The following is a 19,890-nucleotide window of genomic DNA, read 5'->3' on the forward strand; positions in this document are numbered from 1 at the left end:
AGACAACCATGGCTGAAGTTCTGGTCCTCGTCGAGACCGCCCCCGACGGCTCCGGCGTCCGCAAGACCACCCTCGAGGCGCTCACCGCCGCCCGCGTGCTCGGCGAGCCCTCGGCCGTCGTGCTCGGTGCCCCCGGCACCGCGGCCGGCGTCAAGGACGCCCTCGCCGAGTACGGCGCCGCGAAGGTGCTGGTCGGGGAGTCCGACGACATCGACGCCTACCTGGTGGCCCCCAAGGCCGAGGTGCTGGCGCAGCTGGTCGCCGACCGCTCGCCGGCCGCGGTGGTCATCCCCTCCACGCCGGAGGGCAAGGAGATCGCCGGCCGCCTGGCGATCAAGACCGGCTCGGGGTTCCTGACCGACGTCACCGAGATCGCCGCCGACGGCACCGCCACCCAGGTGGCCTTCGCCGGCGCGACCATCGTGCACGCCAAGGTCACCACCGGGACCCCGATCTACACCCTGCGCGGCAACTCGGTCGCCCCCGAGGCCGCCCCGGCCGCGGCCGAGGAGGAGACCGTCACCGTGTCGGTCTCCGACGCCGCCAAGCAGACCCGCGTGGTCGACCGGGTGGTCGAGCAGAAGTCCGACCGCCCCGACCTCACCGAGGCCTCGATCGTGGTCTCCGGTGGCCGCGGGGTCGCCTCGGCCGAGAACTTCTCGATCATCGAGGGCCTGGCCGACTCCCTCGGCGCGGCCGTGGGTGCCTCCCGCGCCGCGGTCGACTCCGGCTTCTACCCGCACAGCTTCCAGGTCGGGCAGACCGGCAAGACCGTCTCGCCGCAGCTCTACATCGCCGTCGGCATCTCCGGGGCCATCCAGCACCGGGCCGGCATGCAGACCTCGAAGAGCATTGTCGCGGTCAACAAGGACCCCGAGGCGCCGATCTTCGAGCTCGCCGACTTCGGCGTCGTGGGCGACCTGAACACCGTCGTGCCCGCCGCGACGGAGCAGATCACCGCCCGCAAGTAGCAGTCCCCGGGCCCAGCGTTGATCAGGGGCCCTGATCGAAGTCCGTCCTCCCTCGCCAGCGCTGCTGAGGGAGGACGGACTTTCGCGCAGGAGGACGCGCCGGGTGACGATGGGGCGGTGCTGCTCGCCGACGTCGTGACCACCTCCGCCGCGGTCGGCGCCACCCGGGCCCGGACGGCCAAGCGCGACGCCGTCGCCGACCTGCTGCGCGCCGCCGGCCCCGACGAGGTTGGCCCGGTCACCGCATGGCTGTCCGGCGCACCGCGGCAGGGCAAGCTCGGGGCCGGGTGGCGCACCCTCGCCGGCGTCGACGCCGTCCCCGCCGCCGGACCCACCCTCACCGTGGCCGCCGTCGAGGCCGCCCTCGACGAGCTCGCCGCGGTGTCCGGCGCCGGGTCCGCCGCCCGCCGCGCGCAGCTGCTGGCCGACCTGTTCGGCGCCGCCACCGCCGACGAGCAGTCCTTCCTGCTGCGGCTGCTCGGCGGGGAGCTGCGGCACGGGGCGCTGGAGGGCGTGGTGCTCGACGCCGTCGCCGCGGCCGCCGACGCGCCCGCGACCGTCGTCCGCCGGGCGTTCTTCCTGTCCGGGGAGCTGCCGGTCGTCGCCGAGCTGGCGCTGGACGGGGGAGCGGTGGCCCTGGAGGCGGTGCGGCTGGAGGTCGGCCGCCCGCTGCGGCCCATGCTCGCCTCGCCCGCCGAGGACCTCGCCGGTGCGCTGGGGGACGGTGACGTCGTGGTCGAGCACAAGATGGACGGCGCCCGGATCCAGGTGCACAAGGACGGCGCCGACGTCCGCGTCTGGACCCGCTCGCTCAAGGAGGTCACCGCGCGGGTGCCCGAGCTGGTCGAGGTGGTCCGCGGGCTGCCCGCGCAGCGGCTGGTGCTCGACGGGGAGACCCTCGCGCTCACCGACGACGGCCGGCCCCGGCCGTTCCAGGAGACCGCGGCCCGGTTCGGCGCCGACACCGGCGAGCTGCTGCTGCGGCCGTTCTTCTTCGACTGCCTGCACGCCGACGGCACCGACCTGGTCGACGAGCCGCTGGCCGCCCGCCGCGACGTGCTGGAGCGGGTGGCGGGGGAGCACCGGATGCCCGGCGTCGTCCGGCCGACCCCGGCGCAGGCCGCCGCCTTCCAGGACGCGGCGCTGGCCGCGGGCCACGAGGGCGTCGTCGTCAAGGTGCTGGGCAGCCCGTACGCCGCCGGACGGCGGGGCAGCGCCTGGCGCAAGGTCAAGCCGGTGCACACCCTGGACCTGGTCGTCATCGGCGCCGAGTGGGGCTACGGCCGGCGCACCGGGTCGCTGTCCAACATCCACCTGGGCGCCCGCGACCCCGACGGCGGCGCGCCGGTGATGGTCGGCAAGACGTTCAAGGGCATGACCGACGAGCTGCTGGCCTGGCAGACGGCCACCTTCCCGGACCTGGTCACCGCCACCGGGCGCGGTGCGGTGACGATGCGGCCCGAGCTGGTCGTGGAGATCGAGCTGGACGGCGTGCAGCGCAGCCCCCGCTACCCCGGCGGCGTCGCGCTGCGCTTCGCCCGGGTGCTGCGGTACCGCCCCGACAAGGGCCCCGCCGAGGCGGACACGATCGACGCCGTCCGCGCGCTGCTGCCGGGAAGCTCCGGGGCGGCCGGCCAGTGAGCGGCATCCTCGACGGCCGGCACCGGCTGACGACCGCCGGGCTGGTCACCCTGGTCACCTTCGTCGCGTTCGAGTCGATGGCCGTGGCGACCGTGCTGCCCACCGCGGTGGCCGAGCTCGACGGCCTGGCCTGGTACGGCTGGCCGTTCACCGCGTTCCTGGTCGCCCAGGTCGTGGGCATGGTGCTCGGCGGCGACCTCGGCGACCGGCGCGGACCGCGGGTGGCGCTGCTGTGGGGCGTCGGGGTCTTCGCGGCCGGGCTGGTCGCCTCCGGCCTGGCCGTCGACATGCCGCTGTTCGTCCTCGGCCGTGCCGTGCAGGGCCTGGGCGGCGGGTTCATCTCGGTGTCGATCTACGTGGTGGCCGGGGCGGCCTTCGACCCCCGGCTGCGCCCGGCGCTGTTCGGCGCGCTCTCGGCTGCCTGGGTCGTGCCCGCGCTGGTCGGCCCGCTGCTGGCCGGCCTGCTGACCTCGGTGGCCACCTGGCGGCTGGTGTTCCTGGGGATCCTGCCGCTGGTCGCGGCCGGGCTCGCCCTGGTGCTGCCCGCGCTGCGCCGGCTCGCCGTCCCCGCACCCGGCGCCCGCCCCGACCCGCACCGGCGCTGGTGGGCGCTGCTGTCCGGCGTCGGCGTGGCGGGGCTGCAGTACGCCGGCCAGCGGCTGGACCTCCTCGCCGTCCCGGTCGCGGTCGCCGGCCTCGTCGCGCTCGTGCTGGGCCTGGGCTACCTGCTGCCGCGCGGCACCGCCCGCGCCGCGCGGGGCCTGCCCACGGTCATCGCCTCGCGCGGGCTGCTGGCCGGGGCGTTCTTCGGCGTCGAGGCGCTCATCCCGCTGTCCCTGGCGCAGCTGCACGGGTTCACCCCCACGGCGGCCGGTATCCCGCTCTCCGCGGGTGCCGTCGGGTGGTCGGTCGCCAGCGCGCTGCAGGGTCGCCGTCCCGACCTCAGCCGGGTCCGGCTGCTGCAGCTCGGGTTCGGCTTCGTGGTGACCGGCGTCGGCGGGACCGCACTGGTCGCCGTCGCCGGGCTGCACGGCTGGCCGGTCTACGCCACCTGGGCGGTCGCCGGCCTGGGGATGGGGCTGGGCATGTCCAGCGTGGGCGTGCTGCTGCTGGAGCAGTCGCCCGAGCACCGGCGCGGCGCGGACTCGGCCTCCCTGCAGATCGCCGACGTCACCGCCGCCGCGCTGTGCATCGGCGCGGTCGGGGTGCTGCTCGGCGCCGCCACCGCGGGCCTGCTCCCGCTGCCGGCCGCGGTCCTCGCCGGGGTGGCCGGCTGCACCGCCGTCGCCGCGGTCGGCTGCGCGGTCGCCGGCCGCGCCCGGGTCCCGGCCACCTCGGTGGCCCAGGACGCGCCTACGCTGGCTCAGTCATGACGTACCTCGACCACGCGGCCACCACGCCGATGCTCCCCGAGGCCGTCGCGGCGATGACCGAGCAGCTGGCCCGGGTGGGCAACGCCTCGTCGCTGCACGCCAGCGGCCGCGAGGCCCGGCGCACCGCCGAGCAGTCCCGCGAGCGGCTGGCCGCCGCGCTCGGCGCCCGGCCGTCGGAGGTGCTGTTCACCGGCGGCGGCACCGAGAGCGACAACCTCGCCGTCAAGGGCATGTTCTGGGCCCGCCGGGACGCCGACCCGCGGCGCACCCGCGTCGTGGTCAGCCCGGCCGAGCACCACGCCGTGCTCGACAGCGTCGAGTGGCTGGTCGAGCACGACGGCGCCGAGGTCACCTGGCTCGACGTCGACCCCACCGGCGCGGTCACCGCCGACGCGCTGGCCGAGGCGCTGGGCGACGGCAGCGACGTCGCCGTCGCCAGCGTCATGTGGGCCAACAACGAGATCGGCGCGGTCAGCGACCTGGCGGCGCTGGCGGCGGTCGCCCACGCGGTGGGCGTGCCGCTGCACACCGACGCGGTGCAGGCCGTCGGCCAGGTGCCGGTGGACGTCGCCGCCAGCGGGGTCGACGCGCTGACGATGACCGGCCACAAGCTCGGCGGGCCGATGGGCGCCGGGGTGCTCGTGCTGCGCCGGGACGCCGAGTGCACCCCGCTGCTGCACGGCGGCGGCCAGGAGCGCGACGTCCGCTCCGGCACCCTCGACGTCGCCGCCATCGTCGGGCTGGCGGTGGCCACCACCGCCAGCGTCGCCTCCCGCACCGAGCGGGCCGCCCGGGTCGCCGCGCTGCGCGACCGGCTGGTCGCCGGCGTGGTCGAGCGCGTGCCCGACGTGCAGCTCAACGGTCCGCCGCTGGACGCCGTCGTCGCCGGCGGCCCCGGCCGGCTGCCCGGCAACGCGCACCTGTCCTTCCCGGGTGCCGAGGGCGACGCGCTGCTCATGCTGCTGGACGCCAACGGCATCGAGTGCTCCACCGGGTCGGCGTGCAGCGCGGGGGTCGCGCGGCCCAGCCACGTGCTGCTGGCCGCCGGTGCCGACCCCGAGCGGGCCCGCAGCTCGCTGCGGTTCAGCCTGGGCCACACCTCCACGGGTGCCGACGTCGACGCGGTGCTCGACGTCATCGGCCCGGTCGTCGAGCGCGCCCGGCGGGCGGGCCTGGGCCGGCGGTCGGCATGAGGGTCGTCGCCGCGATGAGCGGTGGCGTCGACTCCGCCGTCGCCGCCGCGCTCGCCGTCGAGGCCGGTCACCAGGTCACCGGGGTGCACCTGGCGCTGTCCCAGCACCGGCAGCAGCTGCGCAGCGGGTCGCGGGGGTGCTGCAGCGTCGAGGACGCCGACGACGCCCGCCGGGTCGCCGCCGAGCTGGGCATCCCGTTCTACGTGTGGGACATGGCCGACCGGTTCGCCGAGGACGTCGTCGACGACTTCGTCGCCGAGTACGCCGCGGGCCGGACGCCGAACCCCTGCCTGCGCTGCAACGAGAAGATCAAGTTCGCCGCGGTGCTGGACCGCGCGCAGGCGCTCGGCTTCGACGCCGTCGTCACCGGCCACCACGCGCGGCTGGCCGACGGCGAGCTGCGCCGGTCGGTCGACGTGGCCAAGGACCAGAGCTACGTGCTGGGTGTGCTCACCGCCCGGCAGCTGGCCGGCGCGGTGTTCCCGCTGGGGTCGATGACCAAGGAGCGGGTCCGGGCCATCGCCGCCGAGCGCAGCTACGCGGTGGCCACCAAGCCCGACAGCCACGACATCTGCTTCATCCCCGACGGGGACACCCGCGGGTTCCTCGACCGCCGGCTGGGCGCCGCGCCCGGGCCGGTGGTGGACGCCGCGACCGGCTCGGTGGTGGGGGAGCACAGCGGCACCCACGGCTTCACGGTCGGCCAGCGCAAGGGACTGGGCATCACCACCGGTGACCAGCGCCCGCGCTACGTGCTGGGCATCGAGCCGGTCAGCCGCACCGTCACGGTGGGGACGGCGGACCTCGCCGGGGTGGACGAGGTCGGCACCGGTGCGCCGACCTGGACGGGCGCGGTGCCCGCGCTGCCGTTCGACGCCGCGGTCCAGCTGCGCGCGCACGGCGCGGCCGTGCCGTGCAGCGTGACCGGGGACGGCGACGGCGGCCTGGTGCTCACGCTGCACGAGGTGCAGCGCGGGGTGGCCCCGGGGCAGTCCGCGGTGCTGTACGAGCCGGACGCCGAGCGCGGGGACCGGGTGCTGGGCCAGGCCGCGGTCGCCCGTGCCGCCCGCCGCGCACCCGTCGCCTGACCCGTCGCGGCACCCACCCGGGGTGCCGGGCAGGGGAGGCCCTGCGCCCACCGCCGCGCCCGTCCACCGGGTGCCGGGCTTCCCCTGCCTGCCCGGGTGAGCGTTCCCGGGCCGCGGTCCCGGGTCGCGTTTCCGGGCGGTGAACGATCGGCGTCGGTTCTCAGCGGAGTCTTGGTTTCGCCAGGGGTGCGGGCTAGGTTCGCCGGGGCGAGAAGGTTCGCCGCGCTACTTAGTCATGCTCTGTGATCGTTCCGTCACGCACGGTTCGGCCGGAGCCAGCTCCTGGAGGACCCTTGCGCCGAACGCGCCTCACCCTCGCCGCGACCCTGGTGGCCTCGGCCGCCCTGGTCGGGCTCCCGACGATGGCCTCCGCCGCGCCGACCGCGGCCCCTGCCGACATCCCGGTCCAGCTGCTGGGCATGAACGACTTCCACGGCCGCATCTCCGACACGACCGGCGCCGACAGCCAGCTGCTGACCGACCCGGGCCCCGACGGTGCCTACGGCACGGCCGACGACGTCACCACGACCGTCGGCGGGTCCGCCAGCGTCGCCACCACGGTGCAGTCGGCCCGGGCCGCGTTCCTCGCGCAGGGCGGCACGCCCGAGGCCTCGCTCTTCGTCGGCGCCGGTGACCTGATCAGCGCCTCGCCGTTCGACTCGAGCGTCTTCCGCGACGAGCCGACCATCGAGGTGCTGAACGCGATGGGCCTGGACGTGTCCTCCGTCGGCAACCACGAGTTCGACCGTGGCACCGACGAGCTGCGACGCATCTCGGCGGCCACCGACGGCGAGTACTCCGACGACGTCGACGCCTGCCCGGCCACCCTCGGCGGTCAGCCCTTCGAGGCCGGCGTGGACGGCTGCTTCACCGACAGCACCGGTGAGGACTTCCACGGCACGGACTACCCCTACCTGGCCGCCAACGTCATCGACACGGCCTCCGGTGAGCCCATGCTCCCGCCCTACGAGGTGTTCGACGTCGGCGGCGGCAAGCAGATGGCGCTGATCGGTGTGGTCACCGAGACCACGCCGACCATCGTGTCCCCGGCCGGCATCGCCGACGTCGAGTTCATCGACGAGGCGGAGGCCGTCAACCGGTGGGTGCCGGTGCTGCAGGCCCAGGGCATCGAGGCCATCGGCGTGCTGATCCACGAGGGCGGGGAGAACGAGGGCGGGGACTCCCTCGACGCCAACGGGTGCGACCAGCTCACCGGCCCGATCGTCGACATCAACGCCGGCGTCGACCCCGCCGTCGACCTGATCATCAGCGGCCACAGCCACCAGGCCTACAACTGCATCGTCCCCGACCCGGCCGGCAACCCGCGGCTGCTCACCCAGGCCGGGTTCTACGGCCGGCTGATCTCCGACATCCGGCTCGTCCTCGACGGCACCACCGGTGACGTCGACCGCCTGTGCGGCATCTACCAGGCCACCAACGTCCCGGTCACCCGCAACGCGCCCGACCCGGACATCGCCGCCATCGTCGGGTACTGGCAGGACGCGTCGGCCGAGGCCGGCGACGTGGTCGAGGGCAGCGCCACCGCCGACATCCGCCGGGCCGGCACGCTGAACCCGGACGGTTCGTTCACCGCCGTCCGCGACGGCGAGTCCAGCCTGGGCAACCTCGTCGCGCAGGCCCAGCTCGAGGCCCTGCAGGACCCGGCCTACGGCGACCCGGTCATTGCGTTCATGAACCCGGGCGGCCTGCGGACCGACATCCTGGCCGGCGACGTGACCTACGCCGAGCTGTTCGCCGTGCAGCCGTTCGGCAACACGGTCAACGCCATCACCCTGACAGGCGCCGACATCCGCGGCATCCTGGAGCAGCAGTTCCAGAACCCCGGTGGGCCGCGGGCGAGCAACCTGCGCCTGGGCACCTCGGAGGGCTTCGCCTACTCCTTCGACCTCGCCCAGCCCTACGGCCAGCGGGTGGACCCGGCCAGCATCACGCTGGACGGCACGGTCATCGACCCCGCCGCCAGCTACCGGGTGGTCGCCAACTCCTTCCTCGTCGCCGGTGGCGACAGCTTCACCGCCTTCACCAACGGCACCGACCCGACGACGGGCCCGGTCGACGTCGACACCGCGGTCGACTACTTCGAGGCCAACTCGCCGGTCGACCCGCCGGCGGCGGACCACGGCACGCCGACCACGTTCGCGACGGCGCCCGCCCCGGCGGTGGGCCTCGGTGGCACCACCACCGAGCCCCAGCCGGTCGGCACGGTCGATGCCAGCAGCGGTGCCCTCGGCGTCGCCGGGGCCGGCTTCACCTGCCCCGCCGACCCCGGCGACGGCGGCGGCGCGGGCGGCGGCTCCGGGACCCCCGGCACGCCGGGCACCCAGCCGGTCGCCAACCCGGGCAACGGCATCGGGACCGGCCAGCTGGCCAACACCGGTGCGGCCACCGGGCAGCTGACCGCCCTCGGCGTCGGCCTGCTGCTGGCCGGCGGGGTCGCCACCGCGGCGGGCTACCGTCGCGGGCGTGGCGTCACCCAGCGGTAGCAGCACCCAGCACGACAGCACTCCCGGCACCACCGACCCGAGGCCGGTCCCCACGTCACCGTGGGGGCCGGCCTCGGGCGTCGGCTCGCTCCCCGGCACCGACCCGGCCGAGGCCGTCCGCCTGGCCGTGGGCGAGCTGCCCGGGTTCGCGCACCTGCCCGAGCTGCCCGCCCGCGGCGCCGGCGCCGACATCACCGGCCGGACCGCCGCCCTGCTGGTGGACCTGGCCGTCGACCTGACCCCCGCCGGCTGGCGGCTGGTGCCCCGCCCCGGCAAGGACCTGCAGCGCGCGGAGGAGTTCCTCGCCCGCGACCTCGACGCCCTGCACGACGTCGCCGGCGACTGGACCGGACCGTTCAAGGTGCAGGCCGCCGGCCCCTGGACGCTGGCCTCGATGCTGGAGCGCACCCGCGGCGACCGCGCCGTCGTCGACCCCGGCGCCCGCCGCGACCTGGCGCAGTCCCTCGCCGAGGGCCTGCGGGCGCACGTCGCCGAGGTCTCGGCCCGCCTGCCCGGAGCGGCCGTCGTCGTCCAGGTCGACGAGCCGTCCCTGCCGGCCGTGCTGCAGGGCGCCCTGCCCACGGCCAGCGGCTTCGGCAAGCTGCCCGCCGTCGAGGAGCCGGTCGCGCTGGAGGAGACCACCCGCTTCCTCGAGGCCCTCGGGCACCCCGTCGTGGTGCACTGCTGCGCCCGCCAGGTGCCGCTGGCCCTGCTGCGCACCGCCGGTGCCGACGCCGTCGGGTTCGACCTGGGTCTCGTCACCGACCTCGACGCGGTCGGCACCGCGGTCGACGCCGGCACGCACCTGGTGCTGGGCGTCGTCCCGGGCACCGACACCGTCCTGCCCGCACCGAAGGCCACCGCGACCCGGCTGCAGCAGTGGTGGGGACGGCTCGGCTTCCCGGCCGAGCAACTGCACACCGCGGTGACGCTGACCCCCACCTGCGGGCTCGCCGGGGCCAGCCCCGCCTACGCCCGCGCGGCGATGGCGCACGTCCGCGAGGCGGCGAAGTACCTCCTGCCGGACTGAGTTTTCCTGTCGGACCCCCTGGCTACCGTGCACCTCGTGATCACGGACGACGCAGCACCCCAGGTCGAGGCCGAGCAGGACCGGGCCGACGTCACCGAGGTGCCCGACGCCGCCCGCGACCGGCACCGCGAGCTGTCCGAGGAGCTCGACCGGCTGGCCTTCGCCTACTACGTCAAGGACGCCCCGCTGGTCAGCGACGGCCAGTACGACGAGCTCATGGGCGAGCTCAAGGCGCTCGAGGCCGAGCACCCCGCCCTGGTCACCCCCGAGTCGCCCAGCCAGAAGGTCAACGGCGGCTTCGGCGCCACCTTCTCCCCGGTCACCCACCTCGAGCGCATGCAGAGCCTGGACAACGCCTTCAGCTCCGACGAGCTGTCGGCCTGGGCCGCCCGTGCCGACCGCGACGGCGCCGCCGGGGCCGGCTACCTCTGCGAGCTCAAGATCGACGGGCTGGCCATCGACCTGGTCTACGAGCGCGGCCGGCTGGTGCGCGCAGCCACCCGCGGCGACGGCACCACCGGAGAGGACGTCACGGCCAACGTCGCCACCATGGCCGACGTCCCGCAGCAGCTGGCCGGCGACGACGTGCCCGAGCTGGTCGAGGTGCGCGGCGAGGTCTACTTCCCGGTCGCCGCCTTCGCGGAGGTCAACGCCGCCCAGGTCGAGGCCGGCAAGGCGCCCTTCGCCAACCCCCGCAACGCCGCCGCCGGGTCGCTGCGGCAGAAGGACCCGAGGGTCACCGCCGGTCGCCCGCTGCGGCTGCTCGTGCACGGCATCGGTGCCCGCGAGGGCTTCGAGCTGGAGCGGCAGTCGCAGGCCTACGAGAAGCTCAAGGCCTTCGGCCTGCCCACCAGCGAGCGGTACGAGGTGGTGCCCGATCTCGAGGCCGTGTGGGCCTACATCGAGCGCTACCGCGAGCAGCGGCACTCCGTCGAGCACGAGATCGACGGCGTCGTGGTCAAGATCGACCAGGTCGCCCTGCAGCGCCGGCTGGGGTCGACCAGCCGCGCCCCGCGCTGGGCGATCGCGTTCAAGTACCCGCCCGAGGAGGCCACCACCAAGCTGCTGGACATCCGGGTCAACGTCGGCCGCACCGGCCGGGTCACCCCGTTCGGCTACATGGAGCCGGTGAAGGTCGCCGGCTCGACCGTGCAGCTGGCCACGCTGCACAACGCCAGCGAGGTCGTCCGCAAGGGCGTGCTGATCGGCGACACCGTGGTCATCCGCAAGGCCGGCGACGTCATCCCCGAGATCCTCGGCCCGGTCGTCGACGTGCGCACCGGCGACGAGGTCGAGTTCGTCATGCCCACGCACTGCCCCGAGTGCGGCACCGAGCTGCGGCACGAGAAGGAGGGCGACGCCGACATCCGCTGCCCGAACGCCCGCTCGTGCCCGGCCCAGCTGCGGGAGCGGGTCTTCCACGTCGCCGGCCGCGGCGCCTTCGACATCGAGGTGCTGGGCTACGAGGCGGCCACCTCGCTGCTGGCCAGCGGCCTGCTCACCGACGAGGGCGACGTGTTCTCCCTGACCGCCGAGCAGCTGGCCACCGCCGACTTCTTCACCAGGAAGGACGGCACCCTGTCGGCCAACGGGCAGCGGCTGCTGACCAACCTGCAGACCCGCAAGGACGTCCCGCTCTGGCGGGTGCTGGTCGCGCTGTCGATCCGGCACGTCGGCCCCACCGCCGCCCAGGCCCTGGCCCGTGAGTTCCGGTCGATGGACCGGCTGATGGCCGCCTCGGAGGAGGAGCTCGCCGCCGCCGACGGCGTCGGCCCGACCATCGCCGCCGCGGTCCGCGACTGGTTCGCCGTTGACTGGCACCTCGGCGTGGTCGAGAAGTGGCGCCGCGACGGCGTCCGGATGGAGGACGAGGCCTCCGACGCCGGGCCCGGCCCGCTCACCGGGGTCACCGTCGTCGTCACCGGCTCCCTGCGCGACCACAGCCGCGACCAGGCCATCGCCGCCATCCAGGAGCGGGGCGGCAAGGTCACCGGCTCGGTGTCCAAGAAGACCGGCTTCGTCGTGGTCGGCGCCGACCCCGGCAGCAAGTACGACAAGGCCGTGGCGGTCAAGGCACCGATCCTCGACGACGACGGCTTCGCGGTGCTGCTGGAGCAGGGCCCCGACGCCGCCCGCGAGGTCGCGACGGTCGGCGACGGCAGCGAGCCCGCGCCGACCGCCGAGGACGTGGCCGAGGCCCCGGCGCCGAGGAAGCGGGCACCCCGTCGGAAGAAGGCCGCGGACGCCGAGCAGGGCACTGCCGAGCAGGGCACCGCCGAGCAGGGCACCGCGCCGGCGGGCGCGGAGGAGGGGGCCTAGACCGGGGGGAGCTGGGCCACCGTCGCGGCGATGCCGGTCAGGTGGGTGAGCCGCAGCAGCTCCGAGCGGCGGAACGCCGGCCCGCCCGAGCGGCCCAGCAGCACCACGGCCCCGCCGTCGAAGGGCGCGGCCATCATCTCCACGGCCATCTCCTGCCAGAGCGCCGGCACCCAGTCCTCCTCGCTGGGCAGCAGCACCGGCGCGGTCAGCGGCAGCCACGGCAGCGCCACCCCGGTGAGGTCGGGGGCGGCCTCCGAGGCCGCGTGCACCGAGACGCCGTCCGTGGTGCCGGCCAGCACCGCCGCCCACCCGGCGTGCAGCACCCGCGGCAGCTCGCCGGCCAACAGCGCCGCGGTGCCGCTGCCCGCGCGGCCCAGGGACTCCAGCAGCTCGAGCTCGCGGTGGGTGTCCAGCTGACCGGAGAAGGGGCGCAGCGACTCCACCTGCACGCCCGGCACCGTCATCACCGCGGTGATCAGCCCGTCGACCACCCGGTCCTCGGGCAGCTCCACCACGATGTCGTCCACGGCGATCCCGTCGCCGCGCTCCAGCACGTCCACCGACACGATGTCGATGCCGGCCAGACCGAGCGCCGTCGCGACGGCGCCGAGGATGCCGGGCCGGTCGGGCACGACCAGCCGGAGCAGGTAGGACACGGGCACCTCCGCAGGACCGCCGGGTGTCGATCTCCGTCGATCGTGGGCGCCGCCAGCCTGCCGCACGGACCCCCGTCGAGGCCAACCCGCCTCGCGGGCCCGGGGGCGTGGCCCGCCCCACGTAGACTCACAGGGTCGGGGTGCCGCGTGCTCCCCGCCGTCCACCGAGCAGACCGACAGTGGGGTCCCACCACCGCATGAGCACGGACGCACACAGCCTGTCCCGAGACGACGTCGCGCACCTGGCGCGGCTGTCCCGGCTCGCCGTCACCGACGAGGAGCTCGACCGCTTCGCCGACCAGCTCGGCGTCGTGCTCGGCGCCGTCGCCCGGGTCCAGGATGCGCCGACCACCGACGTCACCCCGACCACGCACGCCGTGCCGTTGACCAACGTGCACCGGCCCGACGTCGTCACCCCCAGCCTGCCCCGCGAGCAGGTGCTCGCCGGTGCCCCGGCGGCCGAGGACGACCGGTTCCGCGTGCCGCGCATCCTGGGGGAGGAGGCGTGAGCGCCGAGCTGACCCGCCTGGACGTCACCGCCCTGCAGGCCGCCCTCGCCGGTGGCGAGACCAGCGCCGTCGAGGTCACCCGCGCCCACCTGGACGCCATCGAGGCCACCGACGGCGCGCTGAACTCCTACCTGCACGTCGACGGCGAGACCGCGCTGGCCACCGCCGCCGAGGTCGACCGCCGCCGCGCCGCCGGCGAGGAGCTGGGCCGGCTGGCCGGCGTCCCCGTCGCGCTCAAGGACGTCGTGGTCACCGACGGCGTCCCCACCACCAGCGGCTCGCGCATCCTCGAGGGCTGGCGGCCGCCCTACGACGCCACCGTCGCCGCACGCCTCAAGGCCGCCGGCACCGTCCTGCTGGGCAAGACCAACATGGACGAGTTCGCGATGGGCTCCTCCACCGAGAACTCCGCCTACGGCCCCACCCGCAACCCGTGGGACCACGACCGCATCCCCGGCGGCTCCTCCGGCGGGTCCTCGGCCGCCGTCGCCGGGTTCCTGGCGCCCTGGGCGATCGGCACCGACACCGGTGGCTCGATCCGCCAGCCCGCCGCGGTCACCGGCCTGGTCGGGCACAAGCCCACCTACGGCTCGGTGTCCCGCTACGGCCTGATCGCGTTCTCCTCCAGCCTCGACCAGGCCGGCCCGATGGCCCGCACCGTGGCCGACGCCGCGCTCATGCACGAGGTCATCGGCGGGCACGACCCGCGCGACTCCACCTCCATCGACGCCCCGGCCGCGCCCTACGTGGCGGCCGCGCAGCAGGGTGCGCAGGGCGACCTGACCGGCACCGTGGTCGGCGTCGTCCGCGAGCTCGGCGGCGAGGGCCACGCCGGAGGCTACGAGCCCGGCGTCCTCGAGGCGTTCCGCACCGGGGTCGACCAGCTGCGTGCGCTGGGTGCGGAGGTCCGCGAGGTGTCCTGCCCCAGCTTCGACCTGGCGCTGGCCGCCTACTACCTGATCGCGCCGAGCGAGGCGTCGTCCAACCTGTCCCGCTTCGACGGCGTCCGGTACGGCCTGCGGGTCGGCGACGACGGCAGCCGCGACCTGGACGAGGTCATGGCGCTCACCCGCGAGCAGGGCTTCGGGCCCGAGGTCAAGCGGCGCATCATCCTCGGCACCTACGCGCTGTCGGCCGGCTACTACGAGGCCTACTACGGCCAGGCGCAGAAGGTCCGCACGCTCATCGGCCGCGACTTCCTCACCGCCTTCGGCGACGGCGTCGACGTGCTGGTCAGCCCGACCTCCCCGAGCGTGGCCTTCCCGATCGGCCAGCGGGTCGACGACCCGCTGGCCATGTACGCCGCCGACCTGTGCACGCTGCCGGCCAGCCTGGCCGGCCTGCCGGCCATCTCGGTGCCGTGCGGGCTGTCCGAGGGCCTGCCCGTCGGCCTGCAGGTGATGGCCCCTGCACTGGCCGACGACCGCTGCTACCGCGTCGGTGCCGCGCTCGAGGCCGCGCAGGACGCCGCCCGCGGCGGCACCTTCCTGGGTCAGCTGGCGGCGCGCGCATGAGCACCGCCCTGAAGGCCGCGTGGGGGCTGACCGCCTTCGTCGTCCTCGCCGGCGCCGTGCTGTGGGCGACCACCGGCCGCGCCGTGTTCGCCGTGTTCATCGTCCTCGGGGTCCTCACCGCCGTCGGTGCCGTGGTCACCGGCCGTGCGGAGGCCCGGGAAGCCAAGAAGGAGCAGAAGTGAGCGAGCTTACGAGCGAACGCGAGGGCACAGCAGCCACGCGAACGCGTCCGACGAGCGCCAGCGAGGAGGCCTCGTGAGCACCGACCGTCTGCTCGAGTTCGACGACGTCGTCTCCCGCTACGAGCCGGTCTTCGGCCTGGAGACCCACGTCGAGCTGGGCACCGCCTCGAAGATGTTCTGCGGCTGCGCCACCACCTTCGGCGCCGAGCCCAACACCCAGACCTGCCCGGTCTGCCTCGCCCTGCCCGGCGCGCTGCCGGTGGCCAACGCCGCGGCCATCGAGGCCACCATCCGGATCGGCCTGGCGCTGGGCTGCCGGATCGCCACCTGGTGCCGGTTCGCCCGGAAGAACTACTTCTACCCCGACATCCCCAAGGGCTTCCAGACCTCGCAGTACGACGAGCCGCTGTGCACCGCGGGGCACCTGGACGTCGAGGTCGACGGCGAGACCTACCGGGTGGAGATCGAGCGGGTGCACCTCGAGGAGGACACCGGCAAGAACCTGCACGTCGGCGGGGCCACCGGGCGCATCCACGGTGCCGACCACTCGCTGGTCGACTTCAACCGCGCCGGCATCCCGCTGGTGGAGATCGTCACCAGGCCGGTCGCCGGCGTCGGCGCCAAGGCCCCCGAGGTCGCCCGCGCCTACGTCGCCGAGCTGCGCGAGATCCTGCTGGCCCTGGGCGTCTCCGAGGTCCGCATGGAGCGCGGCAACCTGCGCTGCGACGTGAACACCTCCCTGGCCCCGACCGGGTCGCTGGAGTGGGGCACCCGCACCGAGACCAAGAACGTCAACTCGCTGCGCTCGGTCGAGCGGTCGGTGCGCTACGAGATGCGCCGGCAGGCCGCGCTGCTCGACGACGGCGAGCGGATCCTGCAGGAGACCCGGCACTTCCACGAGGACACCGGCTCCACCTCGGCCGGGCGGAGCAAGGAGGAGGCCACCGACTACCGGTACTTCCCCGAGCCCGACCTCGTGCCGATGGCCCCCGACACCGACTGGGTCGAGCAGCTGCGCGCCGACCTCCCCGAGCTGCCCGCCGCCCGTCGCGCCCGGCTGCGCGAGGAGTGGGGCCTGTCGGACACCGAGATGGCCTGGCTGGTCAACGCCGGTGCCCTCGGCCTGGTCAGCGACACCGTGGCCGCCGGCGCCGACCCCGCGGACGCCCGCAAGTGGTGGCTGGGCGAGCTGTCCCGCCGCGCCAAGGACGCCGGCGTCGAGCTCGGTGACCTGGCGGTGACCCCGGCCCAGGTCGCCGAGCTCACCCAGCTGGTCGCCGAGGGCACCGTCAACGACCAGCTGGCGCGCCAGGTGCTCGACGGCGTGCTGGCCGGCGAGGGCTCCCCGCGGCAGGTCGTGGACTCCCGCGGGCTCGCGGTGATGGGTGACTCCGACGAGCTCGGGGCCGCCGTCGACGCAGCGATCGCCGGCGCCCCCGACGTGGTGGAGAAGGTCCGCGGCGGCAAGACCGCGGCCCTGGGCGCGCTGGTCGGCGCGGTCATGAAGGAGACCCGCGGCAAGGCCGATGCAGCCACCGTCCGCCGGATGCTCGAGGAACGGGTCCTGGGCGGGTGATCTCGTTGCAGCCGCTGCAGCGGGCGGACCTCGGTCTGCTCGCTGCGTGGCTGGCCGAGCCCCTCGTGGCCCGCTGGTGGGCCGAGGACCCGGCGCAGGTCGCCGCGCGCTACGGACCTGCCCTGGACGGCGCGGACCCCACCGCGCTGTACCTCGTCCTCGAGGACGGCGCCCCCGTCGGCTTCGTGCAGGTGTACTGCTTCGCCGACGAGCCGGCCTACGCCGCCGAGCTCGCCCACCTGCTCGCCGTCCCCGACGGCGCGCTGAGCATCGACTACCTGGTGGGGGAGCCCGCCGCCCGCGGCCGCGGGGTGGGGACGGCGCTGGTGCGCGCCGCCGTGGACCGCGGGTTCGCCGACCACGCGGACGCCGCCGACGTCGTCGTCCCGGTGCACGCGGACAACCGCGCGTCCTGGCGCGCGCTGGAGCGGGCCGGCTTCGTGCGGGTCGCCGAGGGCGAGCTGGAGCCCGACAACCCGGCCGACGACCGCCGGCACGTCGTGCTGCGGCGTGGGCGGACGCCCTGACGCCGCACGACCCGCTGCCCGCGGACCGCACCGAGCCACCGGTGGGACCCGCGACCGGTCAGGGTGCAGCGATCCGTTCACCGCGTGCCGTGACCGCATCGCCGCCAGGTGACCGGCTGCACCCGCGCCGACCGGGCGCGCCGTGCGATGCCCGGCCGACGAGGTGGCCCGCAGGGTCGCCGAGGACGACGGCGGAGGGCTCAGCGCACGCCGGGACGGCACCTGGCCGCGGTCGGAGACCGGAGGGCGACCGTGCTACAGCGGGCTGGTGGCGTCCGAGGCGGGCGGCTGGATGCGCAGCACCTTGTCGTCGTCCTCGGCGGGGGAGCCGATCCCGTCGGTGTTGGACGTGGTGATCCACAGCGCGCCCTCGGCGTCGACCGCCACCGACCGCAGCCGGCCGTACTCGTCGGCGAGGAACGGCTGGGGCTCCTCGACCGGCGCGCCGTCGGGTCCGAGCTGGGCGAGCACGACCTGGCGGCCGTCCAGCGCACCGAGGAAGACGAAGCTGCCCGACACCGCGCAGCCGGCCAGCCCGCCGGTCCCACCGGGCACGCTGAGCACCGCGGGCAGGCTGCCCGGCAGCGCCGCGGGCGAGCCGTAGTCCCCGCCGGCGACCAGCCGGTCGAACTCGTCGGGCCCGGTCGCGGCGTCGTCGGTGGCGTAGACCGCGCCGTCGGCGCCCAGGCACAGGCCCTTCACGTCCGACAGGCCCGAGCTGTAGACCGGGCCGGCGCCGACGGGCTGGCCGAAGACGTCGTAGGCGAGGACCTTGCCGGCCAGCGACGCGGGGTCCTGGGCCAGGGCCGCGACCCCGGTGTCGCCGGTGCCCACGTACAGGGTGCCGTCGAGGCCGAAGGCCAGCCCCCCGCCGTTGCGGGTCTCCCCGCGCGGGATCCCGGTGACCACCGGGTTGGGGGTGCCGCCGAGCGGGAAGCGGACCACCCGGTTGTCGGTGGCGGTGGACAGGTAGGCGTAGAACAGCCCGTCCTGGTCGAAGGTGGGCGACAGCGCGAGCCCGAGCAGGCCGCCGTCACCGGCGGTGTCGACGCCGGGCACCACCATCAGCTCGCGGGCGGGGGAGCGGTCGGGGAAGACCTGCAGCAGCCGGCCGGTCTCCCGCTCGGCGACCACGCCGGTGCCGTCGGGCAGCAGCACCAGCCCGGTGGGCACGGCCAGGTCGGTGGCCAGCACGTTCGGGTCGCCGGGCTGCTCCTGGCCGGTGCCCGGCGTGGGGCTGCCCGGCGCCGGGGCGGGTGCCGCGTCCGTGGGCGGGCCGACCTGCGGACCGGGTGCGTCCTGCACCTCGCGGAACGGGCCGGCGGGCGTGTAGCCCCCGCCGCACCCGGCGAGCAGGGCGCACGCGGTCGCGGCCACCAGCGCGCGGGCTCCCCGGGTCACCCCGCCGAGGGTACGCACCGGCACCCTCCCGGATCGCCGTCGCGAGCCCGGCCCCCTAGCGTCGGCACCGTGCCCGACACGCCCGTGCTCGACCTGACCGACGACGCCGACCTGCACGTCCTGGTGCCCTCCCGCGCGCTCGGCGAGCACCTGCAGCAGCTGTCCCCGCGCATCCGCGCGCACCGGGTGGACCCCACCGACGGCCCGCCCACCGGGGACGCCGCTCGCGCGCAGGTCTGGGTCCCGGCCGGCGGCTCGGGCATCCCCGACGGCTTCCTGGACGGCCTGCCCGACCTGCGCCTGGTCCAGCTGATGAGCGCCGGGGCCGAGAAGTTCGCCGGCCGGCTCCCCGAGGGCGTGGTGCTCTGCAACGCCCGCGGCGCGCACACCCCCGCCACCGCCGAGTGGGTGGTCGCGGCGACGCTGGCCGCCCAGCGCGGGCTGCCGCACTTCACCCGGGAGCAGGACGCCGGCCGCTGGTCCCCGCGCACCGACGCCTCGCTCGTCGGCGCGCGGGTGCTGGTCGTCGGCGCCGGCGACATCGGCCGCACGGTGGGCGCGATGATGGCCGGCTTCGACGTCGACCTGACCTACGTCGCCCGCACCGCCCGCGACGGCGTCCGGTCCACCGCCGAGCTGCCCGACCTGCTGCCCGCCGCCGACGTCGTGGTGGTCATCGTCCCGGTCACCGAGGAGACCACCGGCCTGGTCGACGCCGCCTTCCTGGGTGCCATGAAGGACGGCGCGCTGCTGGTCAACGCCGCCCGCGGCGTCGTCGTGGACACCGACGCCCTGCTGGCCGAGCTCACCGCCGGCCGGCTGCGCGCGGCGCTGGACGTCACCGAGCCCGAGCCGCTGCCCGAGGGCCACCCGCTGTGGTCGGCGCCGGGTCTGCTGCTCACCCCGCACGTGGCCGGTGCCGTCCCCGACACCGGACGGCGGGCCACCGAGGCCGTCGCCGCCCAGCTGCGGCGGGTGCTGGAGGGCGCGCCGCTGGAGAACGTGGTCGACCGCTACTGAACCGGGGGCGCGGCCTCGGGGTCGGGGATGCGGCCGCCGGACACCGCCGCCAGCCGGGACAGGTCGCGGGCCCGCACCACCGGCAGCCGGACCTCGGTGCCCGACGTGCGCACCAGCCACAGCGACTGGTCGTCGTCGACGCGGACGCCGGCCACCTCGGACCACGGCACCGTGCGGCCGGTCAGCAGGGTGCGCGGGGTGACGCCGTCGGGGCCGATGTCCAGGCCCACCCGCAGCACCCAGGCGGCGACCAGCGCCGGCACCAGCAGCAGGGGCGTGCCCCACCACGCCGCGGTCGCGACCGGGAGCGTGCAGACCAGCAGCACCAGCACCGGCAGCAGGGCCACCCGGCTCATCCTCATGCGTGCGACAGCCACGCAGCCGAT

General features: G+C 75.6%; 17 protein-coding genes. 14 read left to right on the top strand and 3 right to left on the bottom strand.

Annotated elements, in window-relative coordinates:
* Positions 1 to 8: 8 nt before the first annotated feature.
* The 8 genes from BLT39_RS16255 (at position 9) to ligA (ending at position 12,119) form a co-directional block, all read left to right on the top strand.
* Positions 9 to 971, top strand: a complete 963-nt coding sequence (locus BLT39_RS16255) for an electron transfer flavoprotein subunit alpha/FixB family protein (protein WP_091065813.1) — start codon at positions 9 to 11, stop codon at positions 969 to 971.
* Positions 972 to 1,088: 117 nt separating this feature from the next.
* Complete coding sequence (locus tag BLT39_RS16260) at positions 1,089 to 2,612, top strand: ATP-dependent DNA ligase (protein ID WP_091065817.1); 1,524 nt, start codon at positions 1,089 to 1,091, stop codon at positions 2,610 to 2,612.
* Positions 2,609 to 3,985, top strand: a complete 1,377-nt coding sequence (locus tag BLT39_RS16265) for an MFS transporter (protein ID WP_242658481.1) — start codon at positions 2,609 to 2,611, stop codon at positions 3,983 to 3,985. The genes BLT39_RS16260 and BLT39_RS16265 overlap by 4 nt, the downstream gene beginning before the upstream one ends.
* Positions 3,982 to 5,178, top strand: coding sequence for a cysteine desulfurase family protein (locus BLT39_RS16270; protein ID WP_091065820.1), 1,197 nt, complete (start codon positions 3,982 to 3,984; stop codon positions 5,176 to 5,178). Before BLT39_RS16265 ends, BLT39_RS16270 begins: the two co-directional genes overlap by 4 nt.
* Positions 5,175 to 6,266, top strand: coding sequence for a tRNA 2-thiouridine(34) synthase MnmA (gene mnmA / locus BLT39_RS16275; RefSeq protein ID WP_091065824.1), 1,092 nt, complete (start codon positions 5,175 to 5,177; stop codon positions 6,264 to 6,266). The genes BLT39_RS16270 and mnmA overlap by 4 nt, the downstream gene beginning before the upstream one ends.
* A gap of 293 nt (positions 6,267 to 6,559) precedes the next feature.
* Positions 6,560 to 8,770, top strand: coding sequence for a bifunctional metallophosphatase/5'-nucleotidase (locus BLT39_RS16280; protein ID WP_091065827.1), 2,211 nt, complete (start codon positions 6,560 to 6,562; stop codon positions 8,768 to 8,770).
* A complete protein-coding gene (locus tag BLT39_RS16285; RefSeq protein WP_091065830.1) occupies positions 8,751 to 9,800 on the top strand; it encodes a methionine synthase in 1,050 nt (349 codons plus the stop codon). Before BLT39_RS16280 ends, BLT39_RS16285 begins: the two co-directional genes overlap by 20 nt.
* Positions 9,801 to 9,836: 36 nt before the next feature.
* Positions 9,837 to 12,119 carry an NAD-dependent DNA ligase LigA gene (gene ligA, locus BLT39_RS16290; protein ID WP_207508059.1) on the top strand — a complete coding sequence of 761 codons (2,283 nt, stop codon included), beginning with the start codon at positions 9,837 to 9,839 and terminating at the stop codon, positions 12,117 to 12,119.
* Here the strand turns inward: ligA and BLT39_RS16295 are convergent.
* The gene (locus BLT39_RS16295) at positions 12,116 to 12,775 is read right to left on the bottom strand and encodes an ACT domain-containing protein (protein ID WP_091065833.1); all 660 of its coding nucleotides are present in this window, start codon (positions 12,773 to 12,775) and stop codon (positions 12,116 to 12,118) included. The genes ligA and BLT39_RS16295 overlap by 4 nt on opposite strands.
* Positions 12,776 to 12,972: 197 nt before the next feature.
* Between BLT39_RS16295 and gatC the strand changes: the two genes are divergently transcribed.
* From gatC to BLT39_RS16320, 5 genes are all read left to right on the top strand, one after another.
* Positions 12,973 to 13,284 (top strand): Asp-tRNA(Asn)/Glu-tRNA(Gln) amidotransferase subunit GatC, encoded by a 312-nt coding sequence (gene gatC / locus BLT39_RS16300; protein WP_091065836.1) that lies wholly within the window; start codon positions 12,973 to 12,975, stop codon positions 13,282 to 13,284.
* Positions 13,281 to 14,798 (top strand): Asp-tRNA(Asn)/Glu-tRNA(Gln) amidotransferase subunit GatA, encoded by a 1,518-nt coding sequence (gene gatA, locus BLT39_RS16305; RefSeq protein ID WP_165640293.1) that lies wholly within the window; start codon positions 13,281 to 13,283, stop codon positions 14,796 to 14,798. The genes gatC and gatA overlap by 4 nt, the downstream gene beginning before the upstream one ends.
* A complete protein-coding gene (locus BLT39_RS16310) occupies positions 14,795 to 14,980 on the top strand; it encodes a hypothetical protein (protein ID WP_091065842.1) in 186 nt (61 codons plus the stop codon). The genes gatA and BLT39_RS16310 overlap by 4 nt, the downstream gene beginning before the upstream one ends.
* A 73-nt stretch (positions 14,981 to 15,053) precedes the next feature.
* A complete protein-coding gene (gene gatB / locus BLT39_RS16315) occupies positions 15,054 to 16,556 on the top strand; it encodes an Asp-tRNA(Asn)/Glu-tRNA(Gln) amidotransferase subunit GatB (protein ID WP_091065845.1) in 1,503 nt (500 codons plus the stop codon).
* Positions 16,553 to 17,083: a GNAT family N-acetyltransferase gene (locus tag BLT39_RS16320; RefSeq protein WP_091065848.1), complete on the top strand. Its 531-nt coding sequence runs from the start codon at positions 16,553 to 16,555 to the stop codon at positions 17,081 to 17,083. The genes gatB and BLT39_RS16320 overlap by 4 nt, the downstream gene beginning before the upstream one ends.
* 255 nt (positions 17,084 to 17,338) lie before the next feature.
* Here BLT39_RS16320 and BLT39_RS16325 read toward each other — a convergent pair whose 3' ends face one another.
* Positions 17,339 to 18,484: a PQQ-dependent sugar dehydrogenase gene (locus tag BLT39_RS16325; protein ID WP_165640294.1), complete on the bottom strand. Its 1,146-nt coding sequence runs from the start codon at positions 18,482 to 18,484 to the stop codon at positions 17,339 to 17,341.
* Positions 18,485 to 18,553: 69 nt separating this feature from the next.
* Between BLT39_RS16325 and BLT39_RS16330 the strand changes: the two genes are divergently transcribed.
* On the top strand, positions 18,554 to 19,504 hold the full coding sequence (locus tag BLT39_RS16330) for a 2-hydroxyacid dehydrogenase (protein ID WP_207508061.1): 951 nt from the start codon (positions 18,554 to 18,556) through the stop codon (positions 19,502 to 19,504).
* Here the strand turns inward: BLT39_RS16330 and BLT39_RS16335 are convergent.
* Positions 19,498 to 19,881, bottom strand: a complete 384-nt coding sequence (locus BLT39_RS16335; protein WP_242658482.1) for a PH domain-containing protein — start codon at positions 19,879 to 19,881, stop codon at positions 19,498 to 19,500. The genes BLT39_RS16330 and BLT39_RS16335 overlap by 7 nt on opposite strands.
* Positions 19,882 to 19,890: the final 9 nt, after the last annotated feature.

Source organism: Klenkia brasiliensis, assembly GCF_900100695.1.
Classification (GTDB): Bacteria; Actinomycetota; Actinomycetes; order Mycobacteriales; family Geodermatophilaceae; genus Klenkia; species Klenkia brasiliensis.